We start from the raw sequence: 23,550 nt of genomic DNA, 5'->3' as shown, positions 1-23,550 counted from the left end.
GTCAGCGGCCGGAGAACGTCTCGCGCAGCCGGCTGAACAGACCGCCAGAACTCGCCGAGGCCTGCGTCGAGCGCACCTCCGCGGCGTCGCGGCTGCGGTTCTCCTTCAGCTTGCGCAGCAGGTCGGTATCGGTGCTGTCGAGCCGCGACGGCACCACCACGTCGATGTGCGCGTGCAGGTCACCACGCACCCCGGAGCGCAGATGTGGCATGCCGTGGCCGCGCAATGTGGTCACCGAACCGGGCTGGGTGCCCGCGGCGATCGTCAGTTCGGTGGGGCCGTCGAGGATCGCGTCGACGGTGACCGTGGTGCCCAGCGCAGCGTCGACCATCGGCACCGAAATGGTGCAGTGCAGGTCATCACCGTCACGGACGAAGATCTCGTGCTGCTTCTCGTGGACCTCGACGTAAAGGTCGCCGGCGGGACCGCCGCCCGGTCCGACCTCGCCCTGGGCGGCCAGCCGGACGCGCATCCCGTCGCCCACACCGGCCGGGATCTTGACACTGATCTCGCGGCGGGCGCGCACCCGGCCGTCACCGCCGCACCGGTTGCACGGATCCGGGATGACCTCACCGATTCCGCCGCAGACCGGGCACGGACGGGTGGTCATCACCTGGCCCAGCAGCGAGCGCTGCACGGTCTGGATCTCACCGCGGCCGTCACAGGTGTCGCAGGTGACCGGCGTGGAATTGCCGTTGGTGCCCTTGCCGTGGCACAGGTCGCACAGCACCGCGGTATCCACACTCACCTGCTTGGTCACGCCGGTCGCGCACTCAGCCAGGTCCAGCCGCATCCGCAGCAGGGAATCGGCGCCGGGCCGCACCCGGCCGACCGGCCCGCGCGATGCGGTGCCGCCGCCGAAGAAGGCCTCGAAGACATCGCCCAGACCGCCGAACCCACTGAACCCGCCGGGCGCACCGCCCACCGACTCCATCGGGTCGCCACCCATGTCCACGATGCGGCGCTTCTCCGGATCCGACAGCACCTCATAGGCGACCTGGATCTCGGTGAACCGGGCCTGCGCTTCCTCGTCGGGGTTGACGTCGGGATGCAGCTCACGTGCCAGCCGCCGATAGGCACGTTTGATCTCCGAATCGCTCGCGCCTTTGCTCACTCCGAGCGAGCCGTAATAATCGCGTGCCACGCTGACCTTGCCTGACCTTTCTGTGCCGGACGTATCCCGGCTGTATTACCGAGTACCTAAGACTTCGCCGATGTACAGAGCAACTGCCGCAACATTGGCGATGGTCCCCGGGTAGTCCATTCGGGTGGGACCGACCACACCCATTCCGCCGTACACCTTGCCCGAACTGCCGTACGTCGTGCTCACCACCGACGTACCCAGCATCTGTTCGGCCTCGGTCTCGTGACCGATCCGCACGGTTACCTTGCCCGCTTCCTGCTGGGCTGCCAACAACCGCAGCACCACCACCTGCTCCTCCAGCGCCTCCAGCACCGACCGCAGCGATCCGCCGAAATCAGCGGTGTTCCGGGTCAGGTTGGCGGTGCCGCCGAGTAGCAGCCGTTCCTCAGTGTGCTCAACGAGTGTCTCGACCAGGACAGTCGCCGACCGCCCGACCGCATCGGCCAGCGCACCGTGGCCGTTGAGATGTGAGGCCAGATCACTCACCGCGATCGAGGCGGCGGTGATCGGCTTGCCTTCGAGCGCCTGCCCCAACGTCTCGCGCAACTTCGACAGCTCATGCTCGTCGATGGCATCGCCGAGCTCCACGATGCGCTGATCCACCCGGCCCGAATCGGTGATGACCACCAGCAGCAACCGCGCCGGGGTCAGCGCCACCACCTCAAGGTGGCGGACGGACGAGGTGGACAGCGTCGGGTATTGCACGATCGCGACCTGTCGGGTCAGCTGGGCGAGCAGCCGCACCGCGCGCCGCAGCACGTCGTCCAGGTCGACCCCGGACTCCAGGAAGGACAGGATCGCGCGGCGCTCCGACGAGGACAACGGCTTGACGTTGTCGATCCGGTCGACGAACTCGCGGTAGCCCTTCTCTGTGGGCACCCGGCCCGAGCTGGTGTGCGGCTGGGCGATGTAACCCTCGGCCTCCAGCACCGCCATGTCATTGCGGACAGTGGCGCTGGACACGCCCAGGTTGTGACGCTCGACGAGGGTCTTGGAGCCGATGGGCTCCTTGGTGGCCACGAAGTCGGCGACGATGGCGCGCAACACCTCGAAACGACGTTCGTCGGCGCTCCCCACCTGTTCACCTACCCTTCGCAGCAGCGATGCGTTTATATTGCTCGGTTCATTTTACTGATCAGCAGCGGGTTTACCGATTCGCGGCGAGCGCCGGGGATCATTGCGCCGAGCGATACCGGCGCAGGCAATAACCCGCGAACGTATTAGCCTGGGCAACTATGCCGATGGCAAGACCGCGGAACACTGCGACGGACGCGGGCCGGCGATGATCTTCAAAGGCGTCCAGGAGGGCAAACCCTACCCGGAGCACGGTCTGTCCTACCGGGACTGGTCCCGCATTCCGCCGCGCCAGCTGCGCCTCGACGAGCTGGTCACCACCACCACGGTGCTCGCCCTGGACCGGCTGTTGTCCGAGGACTCGACGTTCTACGGCGACCTGTTCCCGCACGCGGTGAAGTGGCGCGGCGACATCTACCTCGAAGACGGTCTGCACCGGGCCGTGCGCGCGGCGCTGCGGAACCGCACCATCCTGCATGCCCGGGTGTTCGACATGGACGCGCTCGCGCCCAGCCCGGCGTAACCGCCGTCGCTCAGCTGTCCCTAGTTCGCCATTGCCTCACGCAGGCTGTTGGGCCGCAGATCGGTCCAATTCGCCTCGACGTAGCTCAGGCACTCGGCGCGGCCGGCCTCACCGAAGGCCACCCGCCAGCCGGCCGGCACATCCGCGAACGCCGGCCACAGGCTGTGCTGGTCCTCGCCATTGACCAGTACGTAGAACGTGCCGTTCTCGTCATCGAACGGATTGGAACTCATCGAGTCTCCTCATCGAGGGGTGGGCCAGGTCTGCACCCAGCACCCGGTCGGACAACAGGCCAAGACAGCTCAGGTTCGGGAAGCCCGGGCCCTGGGTGAGCCCGGCCAGCCCCGGAAGGAACAACTTGGGGAAGACGTCGGTCAGCGCCAGGTCGTGGCCGATGTGCTCCTGTAGCGCGTCACCGGTCAGCGGGCCGCCCAGACCCAGCTCGAGCAGATCCAGGGCGTCCTGGCTGAACAACGGGGCGAACCACAACGCATCGGCGCCCGATCCGTCGATCACCAGATCGAAGCCGTGCACGGTCTCGACCGCTTCACCCCCGGTGTTGGTGGACAGCGTCAACCGGATCCGCTCGTCGCGGGCCACCGCGTGGGCGACCCGGCCGCGGAGATGGCGGATCCGGTCGTCGGCCAGCAGCGCATCCTGAACGCGCGCCGAGAACACGCCACGATCGGTGCGGGCCAACGCATCCCGGCGTTCGGCCAGGGTGAGCCCGGTCCATCCGGTCGGATCGGAGAACAGGGTGTTCTCGAAGAATCCCTCGCCTCGGGTGAACAGGGTGACTGTCGGCGAGATCACCGTGATGGTCGAAACCCGGTGGCGGAACAGCTCGTTGAGCATCGACGCGGCGGTCTCACCACCGCCGATCACCGCCACCCGCTCGGCGGTGATGAGCTCGTGCTTGCCGGCCTGGTGCCAGAACTGGGCGATCGACATCACCCGGGGGTTGCCCGGCAGCACCGAGCGTTCGGCCTGACCGGGCCCGGTGACCATCAGACCGTCGGCGCTGACGGTGTCCTCGGCGGTGTGCAGAACCCACCGGCGCGCATCTGCGTCGATTGAGATCTTTTCCACCTCACCGGAAACCACGTTCATCCCGATTCCATCGGCCACCCAGCCCAGATACTGGCTCCAGCGTTTGTGGGTCGGCGCGGGCCTGCCGCGGTCCACCCACTCGGCGAATCCACCGGTGGCGATCAGGTAGGCCTGCCAACTGTGCCGGGTCATGCGCTCGTCGAGTTCGGCGTTGCGCCGCGACACGAGGGACGATCGGTAAGGGAAGCCGACGTCCTTCTCGGGCCCGGTGCCGAGACGATGATTGCCGTCGGTCCAGCCGCCGACGGCCTGCCAGTTGGCGGCCACCCCGGCACGCTCGACGACGACGACGTCGGGAGCCGGCACACCCATCGCCCGCAACTCGGCGGCCTTGGCGGCCACCGAGATGGCCTTGGGTCCGGCACCGATTACGGCCAGCGTGGGGGCCGATGGGGCACTCATTGGGTCACCTCTCGCAACACCTCTCGCAATGCGTCCTGCCACATCGCCTGCAGGGTGGCGATGTCCTCGGCGGACAGAATGTCGGGCAGGGTCCGCCACTGGGTGCCGAGCACGGCTTCCCCGTCGCGGTCGATCACCGCGGCCATGATCGTCAGTTCATGACGCACAGCGACATTCGGTTCTGGCACCGGAGTCACACCCGTCTGCAACGACCGGTCCTGCAGCAGGGCGTGATCAGATGCATCCAGCTCGATCCGACCCAGGTAGTTGAGCAGCACCTGCGGATCCCGATGCGTTCCCAGCCGTTCGGCGGTGTCCTCGCGCAGGTACCGCAGCAGCCCGTAGTCGATCGCGTCGCCCGGGATCGCGGCCACCTGCGCAGCCACCCCGTGGGCGTCATCGGCGGTGAGCCGCAACGGGTAGATCATGCTGAGCAGCCCGGCGGTGTCACCGGTATCGACCTCGTCATGATCTGACACCACCGCATCCGACCGGCCGTGGGTCTCCAGCGCCAGCAACGGCGCCGGGGTCGGCCGGCCTCGGTGACGACGCCAATCGGTCAGGGCGCGCGCCGTTGCCGCGGCCAGCACTTCGGTCACCGGGACCGGTCCGCTCAACAGCCGGGCTGTCACCTCGGGCTCGGCGAAGGCCATCACGATCGTCACGTCGGCCATCCGGTCGATGGTGGAATCGATCCGGCGGGCGCCGATGTCAGGATCGTCGCCCTCGAACTGCTGCTCCCAGAAACCGCACGTGTCGAGTTCGGCCGCCCGATCGGCGAGTAGACGGGACCACTGCCGCAATGGGGTGTGTTCTCGCACCGGCATCAGATCACGCCCGGAAGCCAATGCGTGCCAGGCGTTTTCGAGTTCACCCACCAGGATTCGCCACGATGCCGGGTCCAGCGCCAGCACATGGGCGGTCAGGATCAGCAGACCGCCATCAGTCTGTGGGTGATGCAACCAGACCGCGTCGAGCATCGATCCGTTCTCGGGATCCATACGCTGCACCGAGAGCTCGGCCTGCTCGGCCACCGCGGCGTTGAGATCACCGTCGGCCGTGGCTTCCGACAGCACCTCGCGCGGTGTGTGCGCGACCAAGGCCAGCGCCTCGCGGTCCAGCCGGGTGCGCAGCACCTCGTGCCCGTCGATCACATTGCGCAACAGCGCTTCCAGCTGCGCGCGGGTGACGCCCGCGGGCAGCCGGAACACCTCGGTCTGCGCGAGCCGGCGAGGATCGCCGTACTGGTAGAGCCACCGCCCGTTGGGCAGCAACGGAATCGGGCCCGCCCCTTCGTCGGCCGCATTGTCACCGCGCTCGACGGCGACCGCGTCGGAGTCGATCGCGGCCCCGAGTTCGCGAACGGTCGCGCAATCCAGCATCAACCGGGCCCGCAGCGCCACGCCGCGGCGCCGCACGGCCTGCACGACCGACAGGGCCACGATGCTGTCCAACCCGAGATCGAGAAAGTCGGCGGTGACATCGATACCCGATCCCTCGGGAGTTCCCAGGACTTCGGCCAGCACCTCGGCGAGCACCCGCTCGGTCTCGGTGGCCGGATGCCCGGAGCCCTCGGCAGAGCCGCCGGTGCCGACCGAAGCCAGCGCGGCGTCGTCGACCTTGCCGTTGATGGTCAGCGGGATCTCGTCGACGACGACGATGTGGTGTGGCACGAGATGTCTTGGCAGGGTGGCGGTCAGCATCCGGCGCAACTCGGCGACGTGGGTATCGGTGACCACGTACGCGACCAGTCGCGGCCCGCTGCGGTGCTGACGTACCGCCACGTGGGCACGCCGCACCCCGGGATGGGTGTGCAGTGTCGCGGCAACCTCTCCTGGCTCCACGCGGAATCCGCGGATCTTGACCTGGTCGTCGCTGCGACCGAGAAACTCGATAGCACGCGATTGGGGGTTGCGACGCACCACGTCACCGGTGCGGTACATACGCGCACCCGGCGTGAATGGATCGGCGACGAACCGGCCTGCCGTCTCCCCCGCCCGGCCGAGGTAGCCGCGCGTCAATTGGCCACCGGCCAAATACAGTTCGCCGTACACGCCGTCGGGAACCGGCCGCAGCCAGCCGTCGAGCACATAGGCCGCGGTCGAATCCGTGGGACGACCGATGCACGGTTGCTCGTGGTCGGCGATCGCCGCGACGACGGCTTCCACCGTGGTCTCGGTGGGGCCGTAGCAGTTGTGCGCGGACATCCAGGTGCGCTCGCACTCGGCCTGGATCCCCTGCCAGGTGGCGTTGTCGATGGCCTCCCCGCCGAGCGCGAGCACTGCCAACGGCACCCGGCTGAGCAGCCCGGCCGCGCGCAACGAGGCGAACATCGACGGGGTGGTGTCGATCATGTCGATCGCGAAGCGCCCGATGGTGTCCACCAGCGCCTCGGCGTCGCGCTGTACCTCGTCGGAGACGATGTGCACGGTGTGCCCGTCGAGCAGCGCCGCCAACGGCTGCCAGGCGGCATCGAAGGTGAACGACCAGGCGTGCGCCACCCGCAACGGGCGGCCGAGGCGCTTGGCCGCGGGCTGCAGCACATGGTGGGCGTGATCCGCGGCATAGGCGCGCAGCGCCTGATGGGTTCCGATGACTCCCTTGGGCTTTCCGGTGGTCCCGGACGTGAACACGATGTAGGCGGCCTGGCCGGGCCGAACCCGCGCGGGCCGGTAGTCGGCGTCCGCCTCGGAACCGGCGGATGCCAGGAACGCGTCGTCGACGATGAGCTGTGCGGGCCGGGATGCGCCGATCTGGCGCAGGATCTCGGCAACCCGTTCCTCGGGCATGGCCGGATCCAGCGGCACGATCATCGCGCCCGCCTTGAGCACTGCGAGCATCGCCACCACGTAGTCGGGCCCCCGGCGCGACCGGATGGGGACCGGAGTCTCCGCGCGCACACCACGGCGGATCAGCTCGGCGGCCAGGCGATCGGCGGCATCGTCAAGCTCGCGATAGCTGAGTTCTCCCCCGTCCCAACTCAATGCCACCGAACCGAGCCGCTCCTCGGCGGTCTCACTGAACGCGATGTGAAAGCCCGTCTGGAACCGGTCATCGCCGGCAACGGTTGGCGCCCCGGCCGGCCGCGGATCGTCGTCGAGTGTGACGGCCACCTCGCGCAGCGGACGCTCCCAGCCGTCCAACAGCCGTTGGACGACGGCCAGCACCCGCAGTCCCAGGGCACGCGGATCGAGCAGTCCCAGTGCCCCGTCCAGGGTTTCGACGAGCACCGTGAGCCGGCCGTGGGTCGGATGTGCGGCGATGGTGACCGGGAAGTGCGACAGGCTCTCCAGCGCCGACGGCCGCAGCACCGCCCCGCCGAGATCGAACTCGTCGCTGCCGACCAGCCCGCCGGGCGGGAAGTTCTCGTAGACCAGCAGGGTGTCGTACAGCTCGCCGATGCCGCCGAGCGAACGCAACTCGGTATGGCTGAGGTAGCTGTGCTCACGCAGTTCGGCGGCTTCGCGCTGCAGGGCAAGGCACTGGCTGCCGACCGGCAGGCTGGGGTCGACCCGGACCCGCAGCGGCACCGTGTTGATGAACAGGCCGACCATCGACTCGACGCCCGCCAGCTCGTCCGGACGCCCCGACACCGTGACGCCGTACACCACATCGGTGCGGTCGGTGAAGACTGAAAGGATTGTCGCCCAGGCCATCTGGAACAGGGTGTTGACGGTGACGCCCCGACGCCGGGCTGCCTCGAAGATCGCGGCGGACTGCTGTTCGTCGAGCGTCACCTCGGTGCGCGCGGGCAGGCCCGGCTGGGTTTCCCGCCCGGACAGCACCGGAGACAGCAGTGTGGGCGCATCCATGCCGTACAGATGGGCCTGCCACCGTGCCCGGCTGGCCTGCTGATCGCGCCCGGCCAGCCAGCCGATGTAATCGCGATACGGGCGCACCGTGGACGGCAGCGCGGTGACGTCGCCCTTGGCCCCGTAGAGCGCCAGAAGCTCGCCGACGAAGACCGGCAACGACCAGCCGTCGATCGTGATGTGATGGGCAACGATCACCAGACGCCAATGCAGGCCCGGCTTTTCGATGAGCAGGAAACGGATCAGCGGCCCGCGTCCGAGGTCGAACCGCCGGGCGCGCTCCTCGGCCTCCAGCGTGACCGCCTGCGCTTCATCGGTCTGCACATGCCGCCAGGGCAAGTCGATCGCCGACGGGACCACCGCCACCGGGCGGCTCAGGTTTCCCTGGAAGAAGCTGGCCCGCAGGTTCGGATGACGCACCAGCATCGCCTCGGCGCAGGTCCTCAGCAGCTCGACGTCCAGTGCCCCGTCGACGTCGGCGGCCATCGCGATGACGTACGGATCGGCGCCGTCGTCCCCCTCGGTCAGCCCGGCCAGGGAATACAGCCCCTGCTGCAGCGGGCTGAGCGCCAGGACATCCTCGACGCCGGGCGGCGTTCCAGTTGTCGTCATGTCGAAATCCCCTGGTCCTGGCCCCATCCCGCGGTCAGCGCGGCCAGTTCGTCGGGCGAAAGGCCCGATGCGGACATCGGCGGCTCATGGCGCACGTCGGCCGCTGCAGCGCCGTCGCCCGCCGCGTCGATCGCGGCAGCCAGGTCGGCCAGCCCGGGATGTTCGAACACCATGCGTGCTGTCATCGCCATGCCGGCATCGCGCGCCCGCGCCGCGAGCTGCACGGCCAGGATGCTGTCGCCGCCGAGGGTGAAGAAGTCGTCATACCGCCCCACGTCGGTGGCACCGAGAAGGTCCACCAGCATCGCCGCCAGCGCGTGCTCGGTCGGGGTGGCCGGCGGCTCGGACGGTGCTGAGGCGGTGACTCGCGGACGGGTCAGAGTGGCGGGTTCGATGTCGTCGACCACGGTGAGCACGGCACCGGCGAACTCCTCGGGCAGCGCGGTCCGTGCGTTGTCCAGGAAGGTGTCGGTGTCAGTCACTCCCGGCTCGAGCACCACGTAGCCGGCCAACGTGATGGCGCCACGGCCGTCCCAATGCCTGGTCGCCGCGACCGCCACGCCGTCGAGCGCTTCCAGCGCGGCCTGCAGGCGGGGCTCACCGGTGATGATCGGCTCAAGCCGGCCGTCGGTGGTCCAGCGGCCCCGGTCCCCGGTGCGGTACAGCTGTCCCTCGCCAAAAGGGTTGGGCGCGAAGCGCTGTGCGGCAATCCCGGCGGCAGCCCGGGCGGCCTCGTCCACCGCACCACCGGCGTAGTAGACGTCCCCGGTGACACCGATGGCCGCCGGTTGACGCCACTCGTCGAGCAGGTAGACGCGGTCCGCACCCTCGGTCTGCGGCAGCCCGGCCGGCGGTACCGCCTTGCGGCTCCAGTCATCGACCAGCTGGTCGCGTTCGGCCGCGTCGAGAACCGCAATGTCGCGCACCGTCTGGTCGGCGTCGCAGGCAAAAGCTTCGACGATGCGGTGCAGCCAGCCCACGAGACGCCGCGCGGTGGCCGCCTCGTAGAGCTCGGTGCGGTAGATGACGGTGGCCCGATACCCGGCGCCGGCTTCGGCGAAGAAGTTGAGCGACAGGTCGGCGTGGGCCACATCGAAGGTGGGTTCCAGTGCCGTGAAACGGGTTTCACCGTCAGCACCGGAGTCGATGACCTGCTCGGCCGGCAGGTCCTCACGTACGTGCACCACGACTCCGAACAGCGGGTTGCGCGCCAGCGAACGCACCGGGCTCACCGCGTCGACGACCCGGTCGAACGGCAGGTCCTGATGCTTGTAGGCGGCCAGCGCCATGTCGCGGGAACGGCGCAGCACCTCGCGCAGGGTCGGGTTGCCGGACAGGTCGTTGCGCAGCACCACGATGTTGATGAAGAACCCGATCAGCGCGTCGAGTTCGGGCGCGGTGCGCCCGGCGACCGGGGTGCCCAGCGCGATGTCGCTGCCCTGACCGGCCTTGTGCAGGGCGATGGCGACGGCTGCCTGCAACACCATGAACTCGGTGACTTCGAGTTCACGGCTGAGCTCGACGAGCTTGCCCCGCAGTGCCGCGTCGATGGTGAAGTCGAGTGCCTTGCCCTCACCGGTCGGCACCGGCGGCCTCGGAAAGTCCGGCTGCAGGCCGTTCTCGACGTCCGGCTCCCCCGACAGCCCCGCCAATTGCTTTGTCCAGTAGGCGCGTTGTTCCTCGACACGCTCCTCTGCGCCCGAGAGCACCTCGGCCTGCCAGGCCGCGAAGTCGGCGTACTGCACGGGCAGCGCCGCCCATTCGGGCGCCTGTCCGGCCCGGCGGGCGTGGTAGGCGGTCAGCAGGTCGGTGAACAGCACTGTCCCCGACCAGTGGTCGGCGGCGATGTGGTGCACGATCAGCGAGAGGACATGCGAATCGGGCGTGGACAGCATCGCGGCCCGGACCGGCCACTCGTTCTCCAGGTCGAAGCAGTACCGCCGTTCGGCATCGAGTTCGCCCTGTACCCAATCCTCGCCCGTCCCGTCGGCACGACGCACCGCGACCGGAGCGGCGGGATGGACCACCTGATAAGGCACACCGTCGATCTCGCGATAGGTGGTGCGCAGGATCTCGTGGCGGGCGACCACATCGCTTACCGCGGTCGCCAGTGCCTCGACATCGCAGGGTCCGGTCAGTCGTGCGGCGAAGGGCACGTTGTTGACCGGGTTGGGTCCGTCGATGCGGAACTGGAACCACTGCCGGTGCTGGGCCGCCGACATCTGTGCCGGGCCGTCATGGGTGGTGGCCACGATGGCAGGTAGGCCGGCACCGACGCCCGAGGCGCGCAGTTCGTCGACCTTGGCCGCCAGGCCCGCCACCGTGGCGTTCTCGAACACATCAGCCACGCCGAGTTCGACACCGCAGCGGGCTCGAACGGCGGCAACCAGTTTGGTGGCCAGCAGCGAGTGGCCGCCCAGATCGAAGAACGAGTCGTCAGCGCCGACGCCGTCCCGCTCGAGCAACTCGCCGAACAGTGCGACGATCTCGTGCTCGGTTTCGGTCTCCGGCGCGCGGAATTCGGTGGCCGAGCGGATCTCCGGCTCCGGCAGGGCCCGGCGATCGATCTTGCCGTGCGCGGTGATCGGGATCTCGGCCAGCTCGACGAACGCCGCCGGAATCATGTACTCGGGCAGCGCGGCGGTCACCCTGGCCCGGATGCGGTCGATCTCGACCTGTTCGGCGTCGGCGGCCGGTGTGATGTAGGCGACCAGGCTCTTGCCCAGCGACGGCAGGTCGCTGACCACCACCACGGCCTGCCCCACCGACGGGTCGACGGAGATGGCCGCGGAGACCTCGCCCAGTTCGATTCGGAAGCCACGGATCTTGACCTGCTCGTCGGCCCGGCCGACGAATTCGATGTCACCGTCGGCGTTGCGCCGGGCCAGGTCACCCGACCGGTACATCCGTCCGCCGGGATTGAACGGATCGGCGACGAACCGTTCCGCGGTCAGGCGTGGACGATCGTGATAGCCGTGCGCGACATGCGTTCCGCCGATGTAGATCTCACCGATCACCCCGACCGGAACCGGCTGCAGTGCATCGTCGAGCAGGTGAATCGTGGTGTTGATCTTCGGTGTGCCGATCGGCACGATCCGTGCGCCCTGCTTGCCCTGGACCTTGTAACGGGTGCAGTTGAGCACCGTTTCGGTGGGGCCGTAGAAGTTGTGCAGCAGGGAGTCGAATGTGGCGAGGAACTTGTCGGCGATCTCCCCGGGGAGCGCCTCGCCACCGATCGGGACGCGCTGCAGCGTGCGCCACTCGTTGACACCGGGCAGGGAAAGGAACAGCCCGAGCAGTGACGGGACGAAGTGCATCGACGTGATGCCCTCGTCGCGCAGCAGATCGGTGAGGTACCCGATGTCGCCCAGCCCGCCCGGCTTCGGGATCACCAGGCGCGCACCGGCGGCGAGCATGCCGAAGATCTCGCCGATCGACACGTCGAAGCTCTGCGAGGCCACCTGCAGCAGGCGTTCGTCCTCGGTGACCTGGTAATCGCCGCCGAACCAGACGAAGTACTCCGCGATCGGCCGGTGCGGCACCGGCACGCCCTTGGGCAGGCCGGTGGATCCCGACGTGTAGATCAGATACGCGGTGTTGTCCGGACGCAGCGGCCGGACCCGCTCGGCGTCGGTCGGATCCGTGGCCGGATAGTGCTCCAGGCCGTCGACCGGCTCGCGCAGAACGATTTTCGGATCGGAGTCCTCGAGAATGTAGGTCAGCCGGTCCTCGGGATAGGTCGGGTCGACCGGCAGGTACACCGCACCGGCCTTGACGATGCCCAGCGCCGTGATGACCAGTTCGGGCGACTTCTCCAGCAGCACCGCCACCCGGTCCTCGGTACCGATGCCCTGCCCGATCAGCCAGTGCGCCAACCGGTTCGCCGACTCGTTGATCTCGCGATAGGTGTAGTGGCGGCCCTCGTAGACCACCGCGACGGCGTCGGGGGTACGGGCGGCCTGCTCGGTGACCAGCGCCGCCAACGTGGTCGCCGGCGTCGCGAACTGCTCACCGGTGGACACCGCGCGCACCCATTCGGCGTCCTCGGCGGTGAACAGGTCCAGCCGCGACAGCGGCCGGTCGGGCTCGTCGAGCGCACTGTCCAGCAGCACGACGAAGTGCCGCAGCATCTGTGCGGCCAGCTCGGCATTCATCACCTCGGTGAGATGCTCGGCCTCCACCACTGCACCGGCTGCGTCGAGTTCGATCATGAAACCCAGTGGCAGCTGGGTGTGCTGGCCGCGCAGGTCGGCACGCTCGCTCGTCACGCCCTGCGGGGCGAAACCGCCACCGTCGGGCTCGCGGAACCCGAAGCTCACCCGGGTCATCCGCTCGGCCCCGTGACGGCGGTCCGGGTTGAGCTCGGCCACCACGCGGTCGAGGTTGACCCGTTGGTGCGCGAAGGCACCGATGGCGGTGTCCCGGGTGGACGCGACGAGATCCCGGAACCCCGCCGAGCCCTGCGGTCGCAGCCGCATCGCCACGGTATTGCCGTAATAGCCGACGGTTTCGTCGGTGTCGCGGTTGAGCACCGGGGTGGCGATCAGGAAATCGTCGGTATGGGTGTAGCGGTGGATGAGTGCGCCGAAGGCCGCCAGCAGGACCATGTACGGCGTGGCACCGGTTTCGCGGGCGAGCGCCGATACGCGGGCAACCGTCTCGGCAGACAACCGCACCGCGCTGCGCTGGGACCGAAAACCGTTGGGAACCACCGACCCCGACGGACCGGGCAACTCCAGCGGCTCCGGTGGGTTCGCCAGCACCTCCCGCCAGTACGCCAGGTCCTCGCCGCCGTCCCCGGCGGCGGCCACCGTCACCCGCGGCGTCTCGGCAAGCTGCGCTCCGGAATAAGCCCGGGTCAAGTCTGTGAAGAAGACCCGCCACGATCCGTCATCCCAGGCGATGTGGTGAGCGACGAGCAGCATCACGTGTTCAGCGGGCCCGGTCTTGATCAGCGAGATCCGTAGCGGGGAGTCGCTGCTCAGATCGAAGGCCGTGCCGAACTCGCGCTGCGCCAGCACCTCTAGCCGCAGCATGCGGGCCCGCTCGGATTTGTCGGACAGATCGTGGACCGCCCAGCCCGGGGTCAGGTCACCGTGGACCGTCGCGGTGGGCTCGCCGTTCTCGTCGGCCCGATACGTGGTGCGCAGGATCGGGTGCCGACGTGCCACCGCATTCAGGGCATCGTGCAGCCCCTCGGCGTCGATCACCCCACTGAGCCGGTAGGACAGGCAGATGTTGAGCAGTACCCCGCTCGGGTCGAATCCCTGCACGAACCACATCCGGCGCTGCCCGTCCGTGAGCACAGTCGGATCGACCGGTGCGCCTTCGGAGCCCGAGACCACCTGCCCGGGTTCCGCACCCGACGCCGCCAGGCCCCGTTCGGCAAGCCTGCGCCGCATCAGCTCCAGACGCGCGTCGGAAGTGCGGGGGGCTGCCGAGTCGGCACTAACCATGTCAGTCACGCGAAAATGCTTCCTTTTCAGGTCTTTCCAAATGCTCGATCAATTCGGCAGCGGTGGCGCCACCGAGGATGGTGGCCAGCGGCACTGATCGTCCGGTGGCCTTCTTGAGCTTCTTGCGCAGGTCGATTGCCAACAGTGAATCGACACCGAGATCCAGCAACGACATGTCGAAATCCAGTGCGGTGGTGTCGGCGAGCTTCAACACGGACCCCAGTGCGATCCGCATCGCGCCCGTGGCGTCAGCCCCATCGCTGACGGTTGTTTCGAGGGTGTCGCTGACCGTAACGGCGCGTTCTTCGTTGTCTCCGAGGAACGTCCGCAGCCGGTCGGCGTCGGCGGTGAACACCAGCGGATCGACCGGGTAGTCCCGCAGCCCGGCCTCGACCGCAAGGTCGGCCGGCATGGCTCGCAGCCCGGACCGTTCGACCTTACCGACCTCAGCCGCGTCGATGATGCCGTCGCCGAGCCACAGTCCCCACCGCACCGCGGTGCAGTGCCGGCCCTCGGCCCGCAGCTGCCCGCCGAGCGCGTCCAGCAGCCGGTTGGCGGCCGAGTAGGCGGCGTGGCCGTATCCGCCCCACAGGCCGGATACCGACGAGCACAACACGATCCGGGCGTCCGGGCGCAGCGGCCAGGCGGCCGCCAGGTTGGCCAGCCCGCTCACCTTGGCGGCGAAGGTATCCCGCACCGTCGCGCCGGTCAGCTCGCCGCCGGGGGCGAGGGTGGCGGATGCGGCCGCGTGAATCACCAGCGATGCCGGGCCGATCGCCAGCTCGGCGATGGTTGCGGCGATCTGTGCCGGGTCGGTGAGATCGCATCGGGGCGCGACGATCTCGGTCCTCCCGGCCGCCAGTGCGGCGACCTGCTGATCTTCCAGCCCGCTGCGGCTGAGCAACACGATGCGCCGCGCCCCCTGCTCAGCCAGATGGCGGGCATAGTGCAGGCCCACCGCGCCGGCTCCACCGGTGATGACCACCTCGTCGAAGATCCCCGACTCGGCGGTCCAGGACCGGGCGCCTGAGGTGTCGTCGCGCATCCCCCGCTGCCAGAGGGTTGGCCCGGAACCAGTGTCCCGCAGTGCGATATCGCTCGCGGTGCTGAGGATGGCGGTGATGGCCGCGGCGGCGGCGGCCGCGCCGAGGGTTGTGGGCGGCAGGTCCAGGCGCCGGAAGGTCTGGTCGGGGTGCTCGTAGCCCAGGCTGCGGTGCATCGCGGCCAGGGCGGCGGCCTCGGGCCGCGGCGAGTCCTCGTCGGAGACCTGCTCACCACCGACGGTGACCAGCCACACGTCGCGGGTCTCGGCGGCGATCGCCTCGACATAGCCGATCAGGCCGTCATCGATGCGGCGGCTCAAGGTTTCTGCCGCAGTCACGGTGTCGACCTCGTCTGACACCGGCGCCACCACGACCAGCAGGTCGGCGTCGGCAGGGGCGGCAGCGGTGGTTTCGGTGATCTCCTCGATCGCCCGGTTCAGTGCGGCCGCCGGTCCCTGCCCGGCCGCCAGGTCCAGCACCGCGACGCGGCGCGGCCCGGCCGGTGCGTTGAGCGGGGACACCGTCTCCCAGTGCTCCACACCCACCGTCACGCCGGCGACCGCAGGCAGCGGTTGCGGTGTCGCCCAGAGATGTTCGGCCCGCATCGGCGCGAACGGGAAATCGCGAAGCGATGTGGCGCCGTGGTTCGGGCGGTCGTCCCAGCGGTAGCCGGTGTCGGCCATGGCCACCGTGAGGATGTTGGCACTGAGCCGCTCGGTGATCGGTTCGTCGCGCCGGCCCGACCCGACCATCACCACCGGACCGCCGGTGAGTTCGGCCGCGTCATCGAGCAGATCCCCCATCGCGAACAGCAGCGCCGGATGCGCCGAGAGCTCCACGAAGATCCGGGCCCCGCGCCGGGCTGCCGTCTCGATGGCCCGGTCGAAGCGCACGGTGCTGCGAAGATTCGTGTACCAGTAGTCGGCGAAACCGGTACCGGCCTCGACCACGTCAGCGGTGGCCGAGCCGATGAACTGCACCGGCGACTCACTGAATTGAGCTGCGGGAAGCATCGATTCGAGCTCGGCGCGGGCCGCGTCGAGCGCGGTGGTGTGCGCCGGGAACCACATCTCGATTTCCTTGGCGAACGATCCGCGGCCGGCCACAGCGGCCACGGCAGCCGCCACCGCATCGGTTTCCCCCGACACCGCGACCGATGACCGTGAGTTCACCACCGACAGCTCGAGCCAGCCCGGTGTCTCGGCCACCACTTTCGACGCTTCGTCGGGGGTGATCCCGAGCACCGCGACCCGGTAGGGACCCGTCAACCGGTCGAGTACGGTCGCGCGGGCGACCACCACGGCCACCGCCTCCGGCAGGTTGATGCTGCCGGCCACGTAGGCCGCCCCTATCTCCCCTAGGCTGTGGCCCACGGTGATATCGGGCAGCACACCACAGGAACGCCAGACCGCCGCCAGCGCCACACCGTGGACGAACTGGGCACCCTGAATCTGCACCTGGGAGAAATCGTTGGTGACGGCCCCCGAATCAGGTTCGGCCAGTAGGTAATCCAGCGGGGAGGCCGCACCGGCAGCCTCGAACTCGGCCGCACACTTGTCGACCTCGGCCCGGTAGACCGTCAGCCGGTCGTAGGCCTGCACGCCCATCGAGGGCCACTGGCTGCCCTGGCCCGGGAACACGAACGCGATACGCGCACTCGAACCCGATGCCGCAGACCCGCCCTGTGCCCGGGTGACCAGCGGATGATCGGCGTCCTCGGCCAGTGCACGCAGGCCCGCCGCGAGTTCGTCACGGTCGGCGGCCCGCACGACAGCGCGGTGACGACGCAGACGCCGCGTGGACGCCACGGTGGCGGCGACGTCGGCGGCGCTCACCCCGGGACGCGCATCCAGATAGCGCAGGATGGCGGCGGCATCGGTGCCGATCAGTTCCTCTGCGTGCGCACTGAGCAGGACAGGTATGCGCCCGTCGGGCAGGGCGTCGACTTCGGTCATGCTGCGGCCTCGGGAACCGAGATGATCGCGTGGGCGTTGGTGCCGCTCATCCCGAAGGCCGAGACCGCACCGATGCGCTGCCCGTCGACAGCCGGCCAATGGGTCAGCTTGGTGGCCAACCGCAAACCCTGTTTGTCCCAGTCGATCTCCCGGCTGACCTCGTCGACGTGCAAGGTGGCGGGGATGGACGCATGCTCGGCGGCCAGGATGACCTTGGCCAGGCCAAGCCCGCCCGCGGCGGCCTGCGAGTGACCGACGTTCGATTTCACCGACCCCAGCATGGCGCCGCCACCCGGGGCAGTCGCCCCGTATGTCTGTGCCAGCGAACGTAATTCGGTGCGGTCGCCGAGTCGGGTTCCCGTGCCGTGGCCTTCGATCATGCCGACGTCCTCCGGTCGCACTCCGGCCTGCTCGATCGCCTTGGCGAACAACCGCTGCTGGGCGCCGCCGCTGGGCGCGGTCAGACCGGTGGTCTTGCCGTCCTGGTTCACCGCGGTGGCGCGCACCTCGGCCAGGATGCGCCGACCGTTCCGTAGGGCCGCGGATCGGCGTTGCAGGACGAACATCGCCGCCCCCTCGGCCCACACTGTCCCGCTCGCGTGTGCGCTGTAGGGCCGGCAGTGCCCGTCGTCGGACAACGCGTGCTGTTTGGAGAACTCGACGAAGTACCCGGGTGTGCCCATCACGCAGACACCTCCGGTCAGCGCCATGTCGCAATCCCCCGCCCATACCGCGGCCACGGCGGTGTGAAACGCGGTCAACGCCGACGAACACGAGGTGTCGATGGTCAGCGCCGGGCCGCACAGATCCAGCGTGTAGGCGATCCGGCCGGAAATGACGCCCAGCGAGGTACCGGTGATCAGATGACCGCTGTGGTGGGAGAACTGCGACAGTGCCGGCCCGTACTCCAGGCCCGACGCACCGACGTAGCAGCCCACATCGTGCCCGGCCAGGTCGTCGGGGTTGATGCCGCTGTTCTCCAGTGCGCGCCATGCGATGCGCAGTCCGACGCGTTGCTGCGGATCCATCGCCACCGCCTCACGCGGTGAGATTCCGAAGAACGCGGGATCGAACACTGCTGCACTGGAAAGGAACCCGCCGAGGTCGTGAATCCGCTTGAATCCGTCACGGCGGGAGCCGTCGAACAGCTCGCGCACCGACCAGCCCCGATCGGCGGGAAAGCCGCCGAGCGCTTCACGTTGCTCGGTCAGCAGAGACCAGTAGCCGTCGGCGGTGTCGATCCCGCCGGGAGCCTCCAGCGCCATCCCCACGATCACCACCGGATCGACGGCGTCCAGCCCGGGAAGCTGGTGGCTAGAGCTCATTGACCAGCTCCGCCACATCCTCGAGTTGGGTGTTGAGATAGAAATGTCCGCCGTCGAACATCGAGCACGTGAAGGCCCCGCCGGTGTGAGATTCCCAGCGCCGCAACATGTCCTCGCTGATGCGGTGGTCGCGGTCGCCACCAAGGGCATAGATGTCGGAGGCGATCGTCACGTCGGCCTCACACGAGTACCGGTTGAGCGCCGCGTAGTCGGCCCGCACCGCCATCAGCAGCAGTTCGACGAAATCCTCGTCGGCGAGCAGCGCCTCATCGGTGCCGCCGAGATCGACCATCTCGGCGAGGATCTCGGACTCTGCCATCGGCAGTGCGGGCGCGGCCGCCACGGCCGACGGCGCCTCGCTGGCCGACACCCAGAGGGCGTCGATCGCCACACCGTTGCGTTCTGCGATCCGCGCGAATTCGAAGGCCACCACGGCGCCCATGCAGTGCCCGAACAGCCGGATCGATCCGATGCCGGCCCAATCAGCCGCGTCGAACAGATCTTTGGCGAGATCGCCCACCGTAGGTGCCGCCGGATGCGACAGCCGGTCGCCGCGTTGCGGGTATTGCATGACGTAGGCGTCGGACCCGGCCGCGGCCAGCGCCATCCCGAATCCGCGGTAGGCCACTGCCGCTCCGCCGGCGTGCGGGAAAATCAGTGTGGCTGTTGAGCTTTGAGACCCTGGATAGCGCTTGACCCAGGGTTTGACAGTGATCTGGGTATCCGGCGGCGTCACGACGGCACAGCGGTGTCGAGAGCGGCCACCGCATCCCGATGCCGCACGGCGAGGGCGAAGCCATTCATCCCCCGCTCGAGGTTGCGGCGCGGCGCATCGTCGGCGACGACGACGCCTGCGCCCGCGGTCAGTGCCACCAGCACCATGAGGATCGGAGCCGCAGCACCGGTAGCCGCGAACGCGCCGATGCGGTCTTCGCCGCTGACACCGAGCCGGCCACTGAGTTCCAGGACCGCGTCGCGAGCGGCAGCGTGCGTCACCACCGCATATCCGCTGTCATCGAGCGATCCCAGGAAGGCAGGATCGGCCGGGCCCGAGCGCACCGGGGTGACGTCACCCGCGCGGGCGCCGATCCGCAGTGCTTCGGAGACGGTGAGCGCGGGCAGCCAGTTGGGTGGTCCGTCTCCCGTGAACAGGGCCATGCGCACGCCCGTGTGCTCCAGGATCGGCTCGGCCGGTTCGGCGGTGTCGATCGGAACGCAGACGCCGCCGGCCGCCAGGACGCCCAGCATGGCGATCACGGTGTCCAGGCCGGTGGGCCCCACGACGGCGACCCGGTCTCCGACGCGCACCCCGGCCACCGCGAGCGCGCCGGATACCGACAGCGCCTGCTCACGCAGTTGCCCGTAGGTCCAACGGGTTGTCGGTCCGGTCACCGCGATGTCGTCGGGCGCGACCTGCGCGTGCGCGAAGAACCCCTGGTGCAGCGGGTCGGCCGCCACCGCGTGCATGGTCTGCGTAGTCGTGCGACTCACGGCGTCCACAACGACCTCCTGACGATAAGCAAAGCCTGCCCTAACTGAAGTAACTCTAACCTTAGTTGCCGAACGCGGGTTCTGGGGCCGTGCGTTCCAACTCGGACGCCACATCTGCGCTGTCCATGCCCGCGACCTCGAGATACAGCTCGGAAACCAACTGCAGACGGTCCGATCCCGCCTCCCGGCCGGCCAGCAGCGCGGCCATCTCGGCGACCGTTCGGGCCGCGAAGACATCGGCGACCATGACGGTCGAGGTGTCCAGCCAGTCCCTGATCCGCGCCACCAGCTGAGTACCCAGCACCGAGTCCCCGCCGAGGGCGAAGAAATCGTCGTCGGCACCGACGCCGGACTGCTTGAGAACGTCGCCGACGATCGCGCACAGGGCCGTTTCCAGCGGGTCCGACGGCGCCCGGTACCCCCTGGCCTCGGGGGCGCCGACCGCCGAGAGCATCCGGACTGCCACCGTGCGGTCCGTCTTGCCCCGGGCGTAGGGAATCTCGTCGGCGACCAGAAGCACCTGCGGAACCATGTGCGCGGGTACCAGCTCGGCCAGTGCCGTGCTGATGACCTGAGCGACCGTCTCCGCATCCCTGCCGGCATCCAGGCCGGCCTCGTCCGCCCGCACCACCGCGCCGAGCAGATCGTGGCCGCCCTCGACCGGCACCAGCACCGCCACCGCCGCATCCACACCGGGAACCCGGCACAAGGCGCCCTCGACCTCACCCAGCTCGATACGGAAGCCGCTGACCTTGATCCGGTGATCGGCCCGGCCGACGAATTCCAGTGTGCCGTCGGGCCAGGACCGCACCAGGTCTCCGGTGCGGTACCAGCGGCGCCCGTCGTACTCGACGAACCGTTCAGCGGTCAGGTCAGGACGGCCGCGGTATCCGCGGGCGATGCCGCGACCGCCGACCCACAGCTCACCCGGAACCCAGTCGGGGCAGTCTTGGCCCCGAGCGTCGACCACCCGGCAGCAGTTGTTGGTCAGCGGGACGCCGAACGGCACCGAGGTCCAGTGCGAGGGCAGCGCGTCGTCACCGGATCCGACTTCGAAGATCGTGTTGTGCGTCGCGGTCTCGGTGGCTCCGCCCAGCCCGGCGAAGCGCACCCGCGGCGACGCGGCGCGCAGTGCACGCACCAGGTCCGGACGCACCCAGTCCCCGCCGGTCGGTACCACCCGCAGCGACGACAGGGATTCACGCGCTCCGCCGGCAGCCACGAGCATCTCCAGCCAACCGGTCAGGAGGTGCAGGACGCTGACCTGGTGCTCGTCGATCAGCTTGATCCAGACGTCCGGATCGCGGCGGTGCTCCTCGTCGACGACCACCATCGAGCCACCCGAGCGGAAAGTCCCGTAGACGTCGATCACCGACAGGTCGCACTCCAGGTGGGACAACGCCAGACAGCGATCGGCCGGCCCGATCTCGAAATGGTCGTTGATGAACTCGATGGTGTTCATCGCCGCGTCGTGGGTGATCTCGACGCCCTTGGGCTCGCCGGTGGAGCCCGACGTGAACAACACGTACGCCAGATCTTCCGGCTTGACCTCGATCGGCTCGAAATGTGCCGGATCGCCGATGATCTCGGCGTCGGCAACGGTCAGGTGCGGCAGGTGGGGATGTTCCGACCCCGAACCACAGATCAGCGCGAAGTCGACTCCCCCGGTGTGCAGGATGCGTGCCGCCCGGTCGGCCGGCTGATCCACCCCGACCGGCAGATACGCGGCTCCGACCATCGAGACGGCCAGCAACGCGATGACCTGCTCGACGCTCTTCGGGCCCAGCACCGCGACCACCTCGCCCCGGCACACGCCGCGGGACTGCAGGGCGGCCGCCACGGCCAGCACCTTGTCCTCCAGCTCGCCGTAAGTGAGATTCCCGGCGCTGCTGAACACCGCGGGCGCGTCCGGGGTGGCGGCCGCGTTGGCCAGGAAACCGGTGTGCAGCACATCGCCGCTGGGCGCCGAGGCCGTCGCGTTCAGCTCGGCCCGCACCCGCCGCTGCTGCTCCGAGGCCGCGGGTGCATCAGGGGCGTCCCAGGCCGCGTCGTCGGTGGCCAGGCGGCGCAGTTCGGCCAAGTGGTAAGCGAACATCGCCTCGGCCACGCCGGGTCGGAACGCCTCGACCCGGACGTCCCAGTTGATCATCAGGCCTTCGGCGATGGGGGTGGCCTGAGCGTCGATGAGCACCTGGGGTCCCTGCGAGATGGTCCAGACCGGCGCGCCGAAGTGGTCGGTGACGTCGCCGGCGAACAGATCGCCCAGCCCGAGCGCACTGGTGTAGACGATGGTGGCCAGCGTCTGGCTGCCACGGTGCCGGCTCACGTCGCGCAGCACATCGAGGCCGGACACCGAGGAATGCGCAGCGGTGGCGTGCAGCGTCTCCTGCACCACCCGGGCCCGGGCCGCGGCGGTATCGGCTCCGGTCAGGTCGATGTCGAGCAACAGCGATGAGGTGAAGTCACCGACGAGCTTGTCCACATCGGGGTGATACGGCTCCCTGCCGAACATTGGCAGGTTGAGCAGGAACCGGGACTGGGTCGACCAGTGCGCCAGCGCATTGGCGTACGACGCCCCGACCGCCATGGCCGGGGTGACGCCGCGCCGGTGGGCCGCCGCGAACAATGCGTCGCGGGTCGGCACGTCGAGCGTCTCCCACAGCCGGATGCTGCGGTGCGGGTTGCCCTGATCGGACAGCGGAACCAGTGGCAGCACAGGCGGATCCGGCAGATCGGGCACGCGTTCGGCCCACCACTGCAGATCTTGCTCCGACGGCGGCGGCACCGAAGCCGTCAGCTGGGCCCGGTATTCGCGGTAGGTGTAGTCGAGATCCGGCAGATCGACGCCGCGGTACAACGCGGCCAGATCCGCCATGAAGTTGCGGTAGCTCACCGCGTCCGCGCACTGCATGTCCATGTCGACATGGAGACGGCTACGTCCACCGGGCAGCAGAGACAGGCTCAGCTGCAGCACCTCCTCGTGCAGCATCTGATGGGACTTGGATTCCCTGGTCAGCTCCAACTGCGCTTGTGCCGCAGCCTCATCCAGGTCACGTAGGTCGTACACGGTGACGGGCAGCGGGCGGTCACCGATCCGCTGGGTGCCGTCGGGCAGGATCTCGACCCGCAGCATCGGGTGGCGCGCAGCAAGTTTCGCCGCCGCCGTCTGCAGTCGCTGCGGATCGACACCGGCACCGTCGAATTCGACGTACAGGTGGGCACCGACTCCGCCGAGCTGCTGATCCTGGTTGCGGCCTATCCAGAAGGCGTGCTGGATGGGCGCCAGCGGGAAGGGTTCGCCGTCATCACCGGCGGCCCCACCGATTTCGGGACCGGGGTCCTGGGTCGGGGCGTCCGGGGAATGCTCGGCGACCAGGCCGATCCAGGCGGCGACGGTGGGATTGGCCGCCAGGGCGGCGAATCCGACATTGATGCCCTGCTTACGCCAGCGGCCCGACAGCGACATCATCCGGATCGAGTCGAGCCCGGAGGCGATCAGGTCGGCGTCGGGATCGACATCGTCAGGGCTGACCCCCAGGAGTTCGGCGACCTCGTCGCGGACCGTCCGGGAACTCGTCGCCACCACGCTCACCATCCTTCAAA

General features: G+C 68.9%; 12 protein-coding genes. 1 reads left to right on the top strand and 11 read right to left on the bottom strand.

The window, feature by feature from the left end:
- Nucleotide 1 precedes the first annotated feature (1 nt).
- Both dnaJ and hrcA read right to left on the bottom strand, forming a co-directional pair.
- Entirely contained in the window at nucleotides 2-1,144 is a 1,143-nt protein-coding gene (dnaJ, locus tag ACWEFV_RS25105) for a molecular chaperone DnaJ (RefSeq protein ID WP_135456173.1), read from the bottom strand.
- Nucleotides 1,145-1,189: 45 nt separating this feature from the next.
- A complete protein-coding gene (gene hrcA / locus ACWEFV_RS25100; protein ID WP_135456175.1) occupies nucleotides 1,190-2,221 on the bottom strand; it encodes a heat-inducible transcriptional repressor HrcA in 1,032 nt (343 codons plus the stop codon).
- A 205-nt stretch (nucleotides 2,222-2,426) separates the two neighbouring features.
- Between hrcA and ACWEFV_RS25095 the strand changes: the two genes are divergently transcribed.
- Nucleotides 2,427-2,741 carry a type II toxin-antitoxin system VapB family antitoxin gene (locus ACWEFV_RS25095; protein ID WP_039322059.1) on the top strand — a complete coding sequence of 105 codons (315 nt, stop codon included), beginning with the start codon at nucleotides 2,427-2,429 and terminating at the stop codon, nucleotides 2,739-2,741.
- Nucleotides 2,742-2,761: 20 nt separating this feature from the next.
- On the opposite strand, the gene ACWEFV_RS25090 is transcribed toward ACWEFV_RS25095, so the two are convergent.
- Genes ACWEFV_RS25090 through ACWEFV_RS25050 form a run of 9 tightly spaced genes read right to left on the bottom strand, consistent with a single transcriptional unit; the run spans nucleotide 2,762 to nucleotide 23,542 of the window.
- The gene (locus ACWEFV_RS25090) at nucleotides 2,762-2,974 is read right to left on the bottom strand and encodes an MbtH family protein (RefSeq protein ID WP_135456178.1); all 213 of its coding nucleotides are present in this window, start codon (nucleotides 2,972-2,974) and stop codon (nucleotides 2,762-2,764) included.
- Nucleotides 2,952-4,253 (bottom strand): NADPH-dependent L-lysine N(6)-monooxygenase MbtG, encoded by a 1,302-nt coding sequence (gene mbtG / locus ACWEFV_RS25085; protein ID WP_450072164.1) that lies wholly within the window; start codon nucleotides 4,251-4,253, stop codon nucleotides 2,952-2,954. Before mbtG ends, ACWEFV_RS25090 begins: the two co-directional genes overlap by 23 nt.
- Nucleotides 4,250-8,677 (bottom strand): non-ribosomal peptide synthetase, encoded by a 4,428-nt coding sequence (locus ACWEFV_RS25080; protein WP_450072163.1) that lies wholly within the window; start codon nucleotides 8,675-8,677, stop codon nucleotides 4,250-4,252. The genes mbtG and ACWEFV_RS25080 overlap by 4 nt, the downstream gene beginning before the upstream one ends.
- Nucleotides 8,674-14,133, bottom strand: a complete 5,460-nt coding sequence (locus ACWEFV_RS25075) for an amino acid adenylation domain-containing protein (RefSeq protein WP_450072212.1) — start codon at nucleotides 14,131-14,133, stop codon at nucleotides 8,674-8,676. Before ACWEFV_RS25075 ends, ACWEFV_RS25080 begins: the two co-directional genes overlap by 4 nt.
- A 1-nt stretch (nucleotide 14,134) precedes the next feature.
- On the bottom strand, nucleotides 14,135-17,131 hold the full coding sequence (gene mbtD / locus ACWEFV_RS25070; RefSeq protein WP_450072162.1) for a mycobactin polyketide synthase MbtD: 2,997 nt from the start codon (nucleotides 17,129-17,131) through the stop codon (nucleotides 14,135-14,137).
- On the bottom strand, nucleotides 17,128-18,456 hold the full coding sequence (locus ACWEFV_RS25065) for a beta-ketoacyl [acyl carrier protein] synthase domain-containing protein (RefSeq protein ID WP_450072161.1): 1,329 nt from the start codon (nucleotides 18,454-18,456) through the stop codon (nucleotides 17,128-17,130). Before ACWEFV_RS25065 ends, mbtD begins: the two co-directional genes overlap by 4 nt.
- A complete protein-coding gene (locus ACWEFV_RS25060) occupies nucleotides 18,446-19,192 on the bottom strand; it encodes a thioesterase II family protein (protein ID WP_450072160.1) in 747 nt (248 codons plus the stop codon). Before ACWEFV_RS25060 ends, ACWEFV_RS25065 begins: the two co-directional genes overlap by 11 nt.
- On the bottom strand, nucleotides 19,189-19,956 hold the full coding sequence (locus ACWEFV_RS25055; RefSeq protein ID WP_450072159.1) for an AMP-binding protein: 768 nt from the start codon (nucleotides 19,954-19,956) through the stop codon (nucleotides 19,189-19,191). The genes ACWEFV_RS25060 and ACWEFV_RS25055 overlap by 4 nt, the downstream gene beginning before the upstream one ends.
- A gap of 52 nt (nucleotides 19,957-20,008) precedes the next feature.
- Nucleotides 20,009-23,542, bottom strand: a complete 3,534-nt coding sequence (locus tag ACWEFV_RS25050; protein ID WP_450072158.1) for a non-ribosomal peptide synthetase — start codon at nucleotides 23,540-23,542, stop codon at nucleotides 20,009-20,011.
- Nucleotides 23,543-23,550: the final 8 nt, after the last annotated feature.

Source organism: Mycobacterium sp. NPDC004974, from assembly GCF_053600815.1.
Note: the sequence above shows the minus strand (reverse complement) of the source record. Positions and strands in the feature narration are given on the sequence as shown.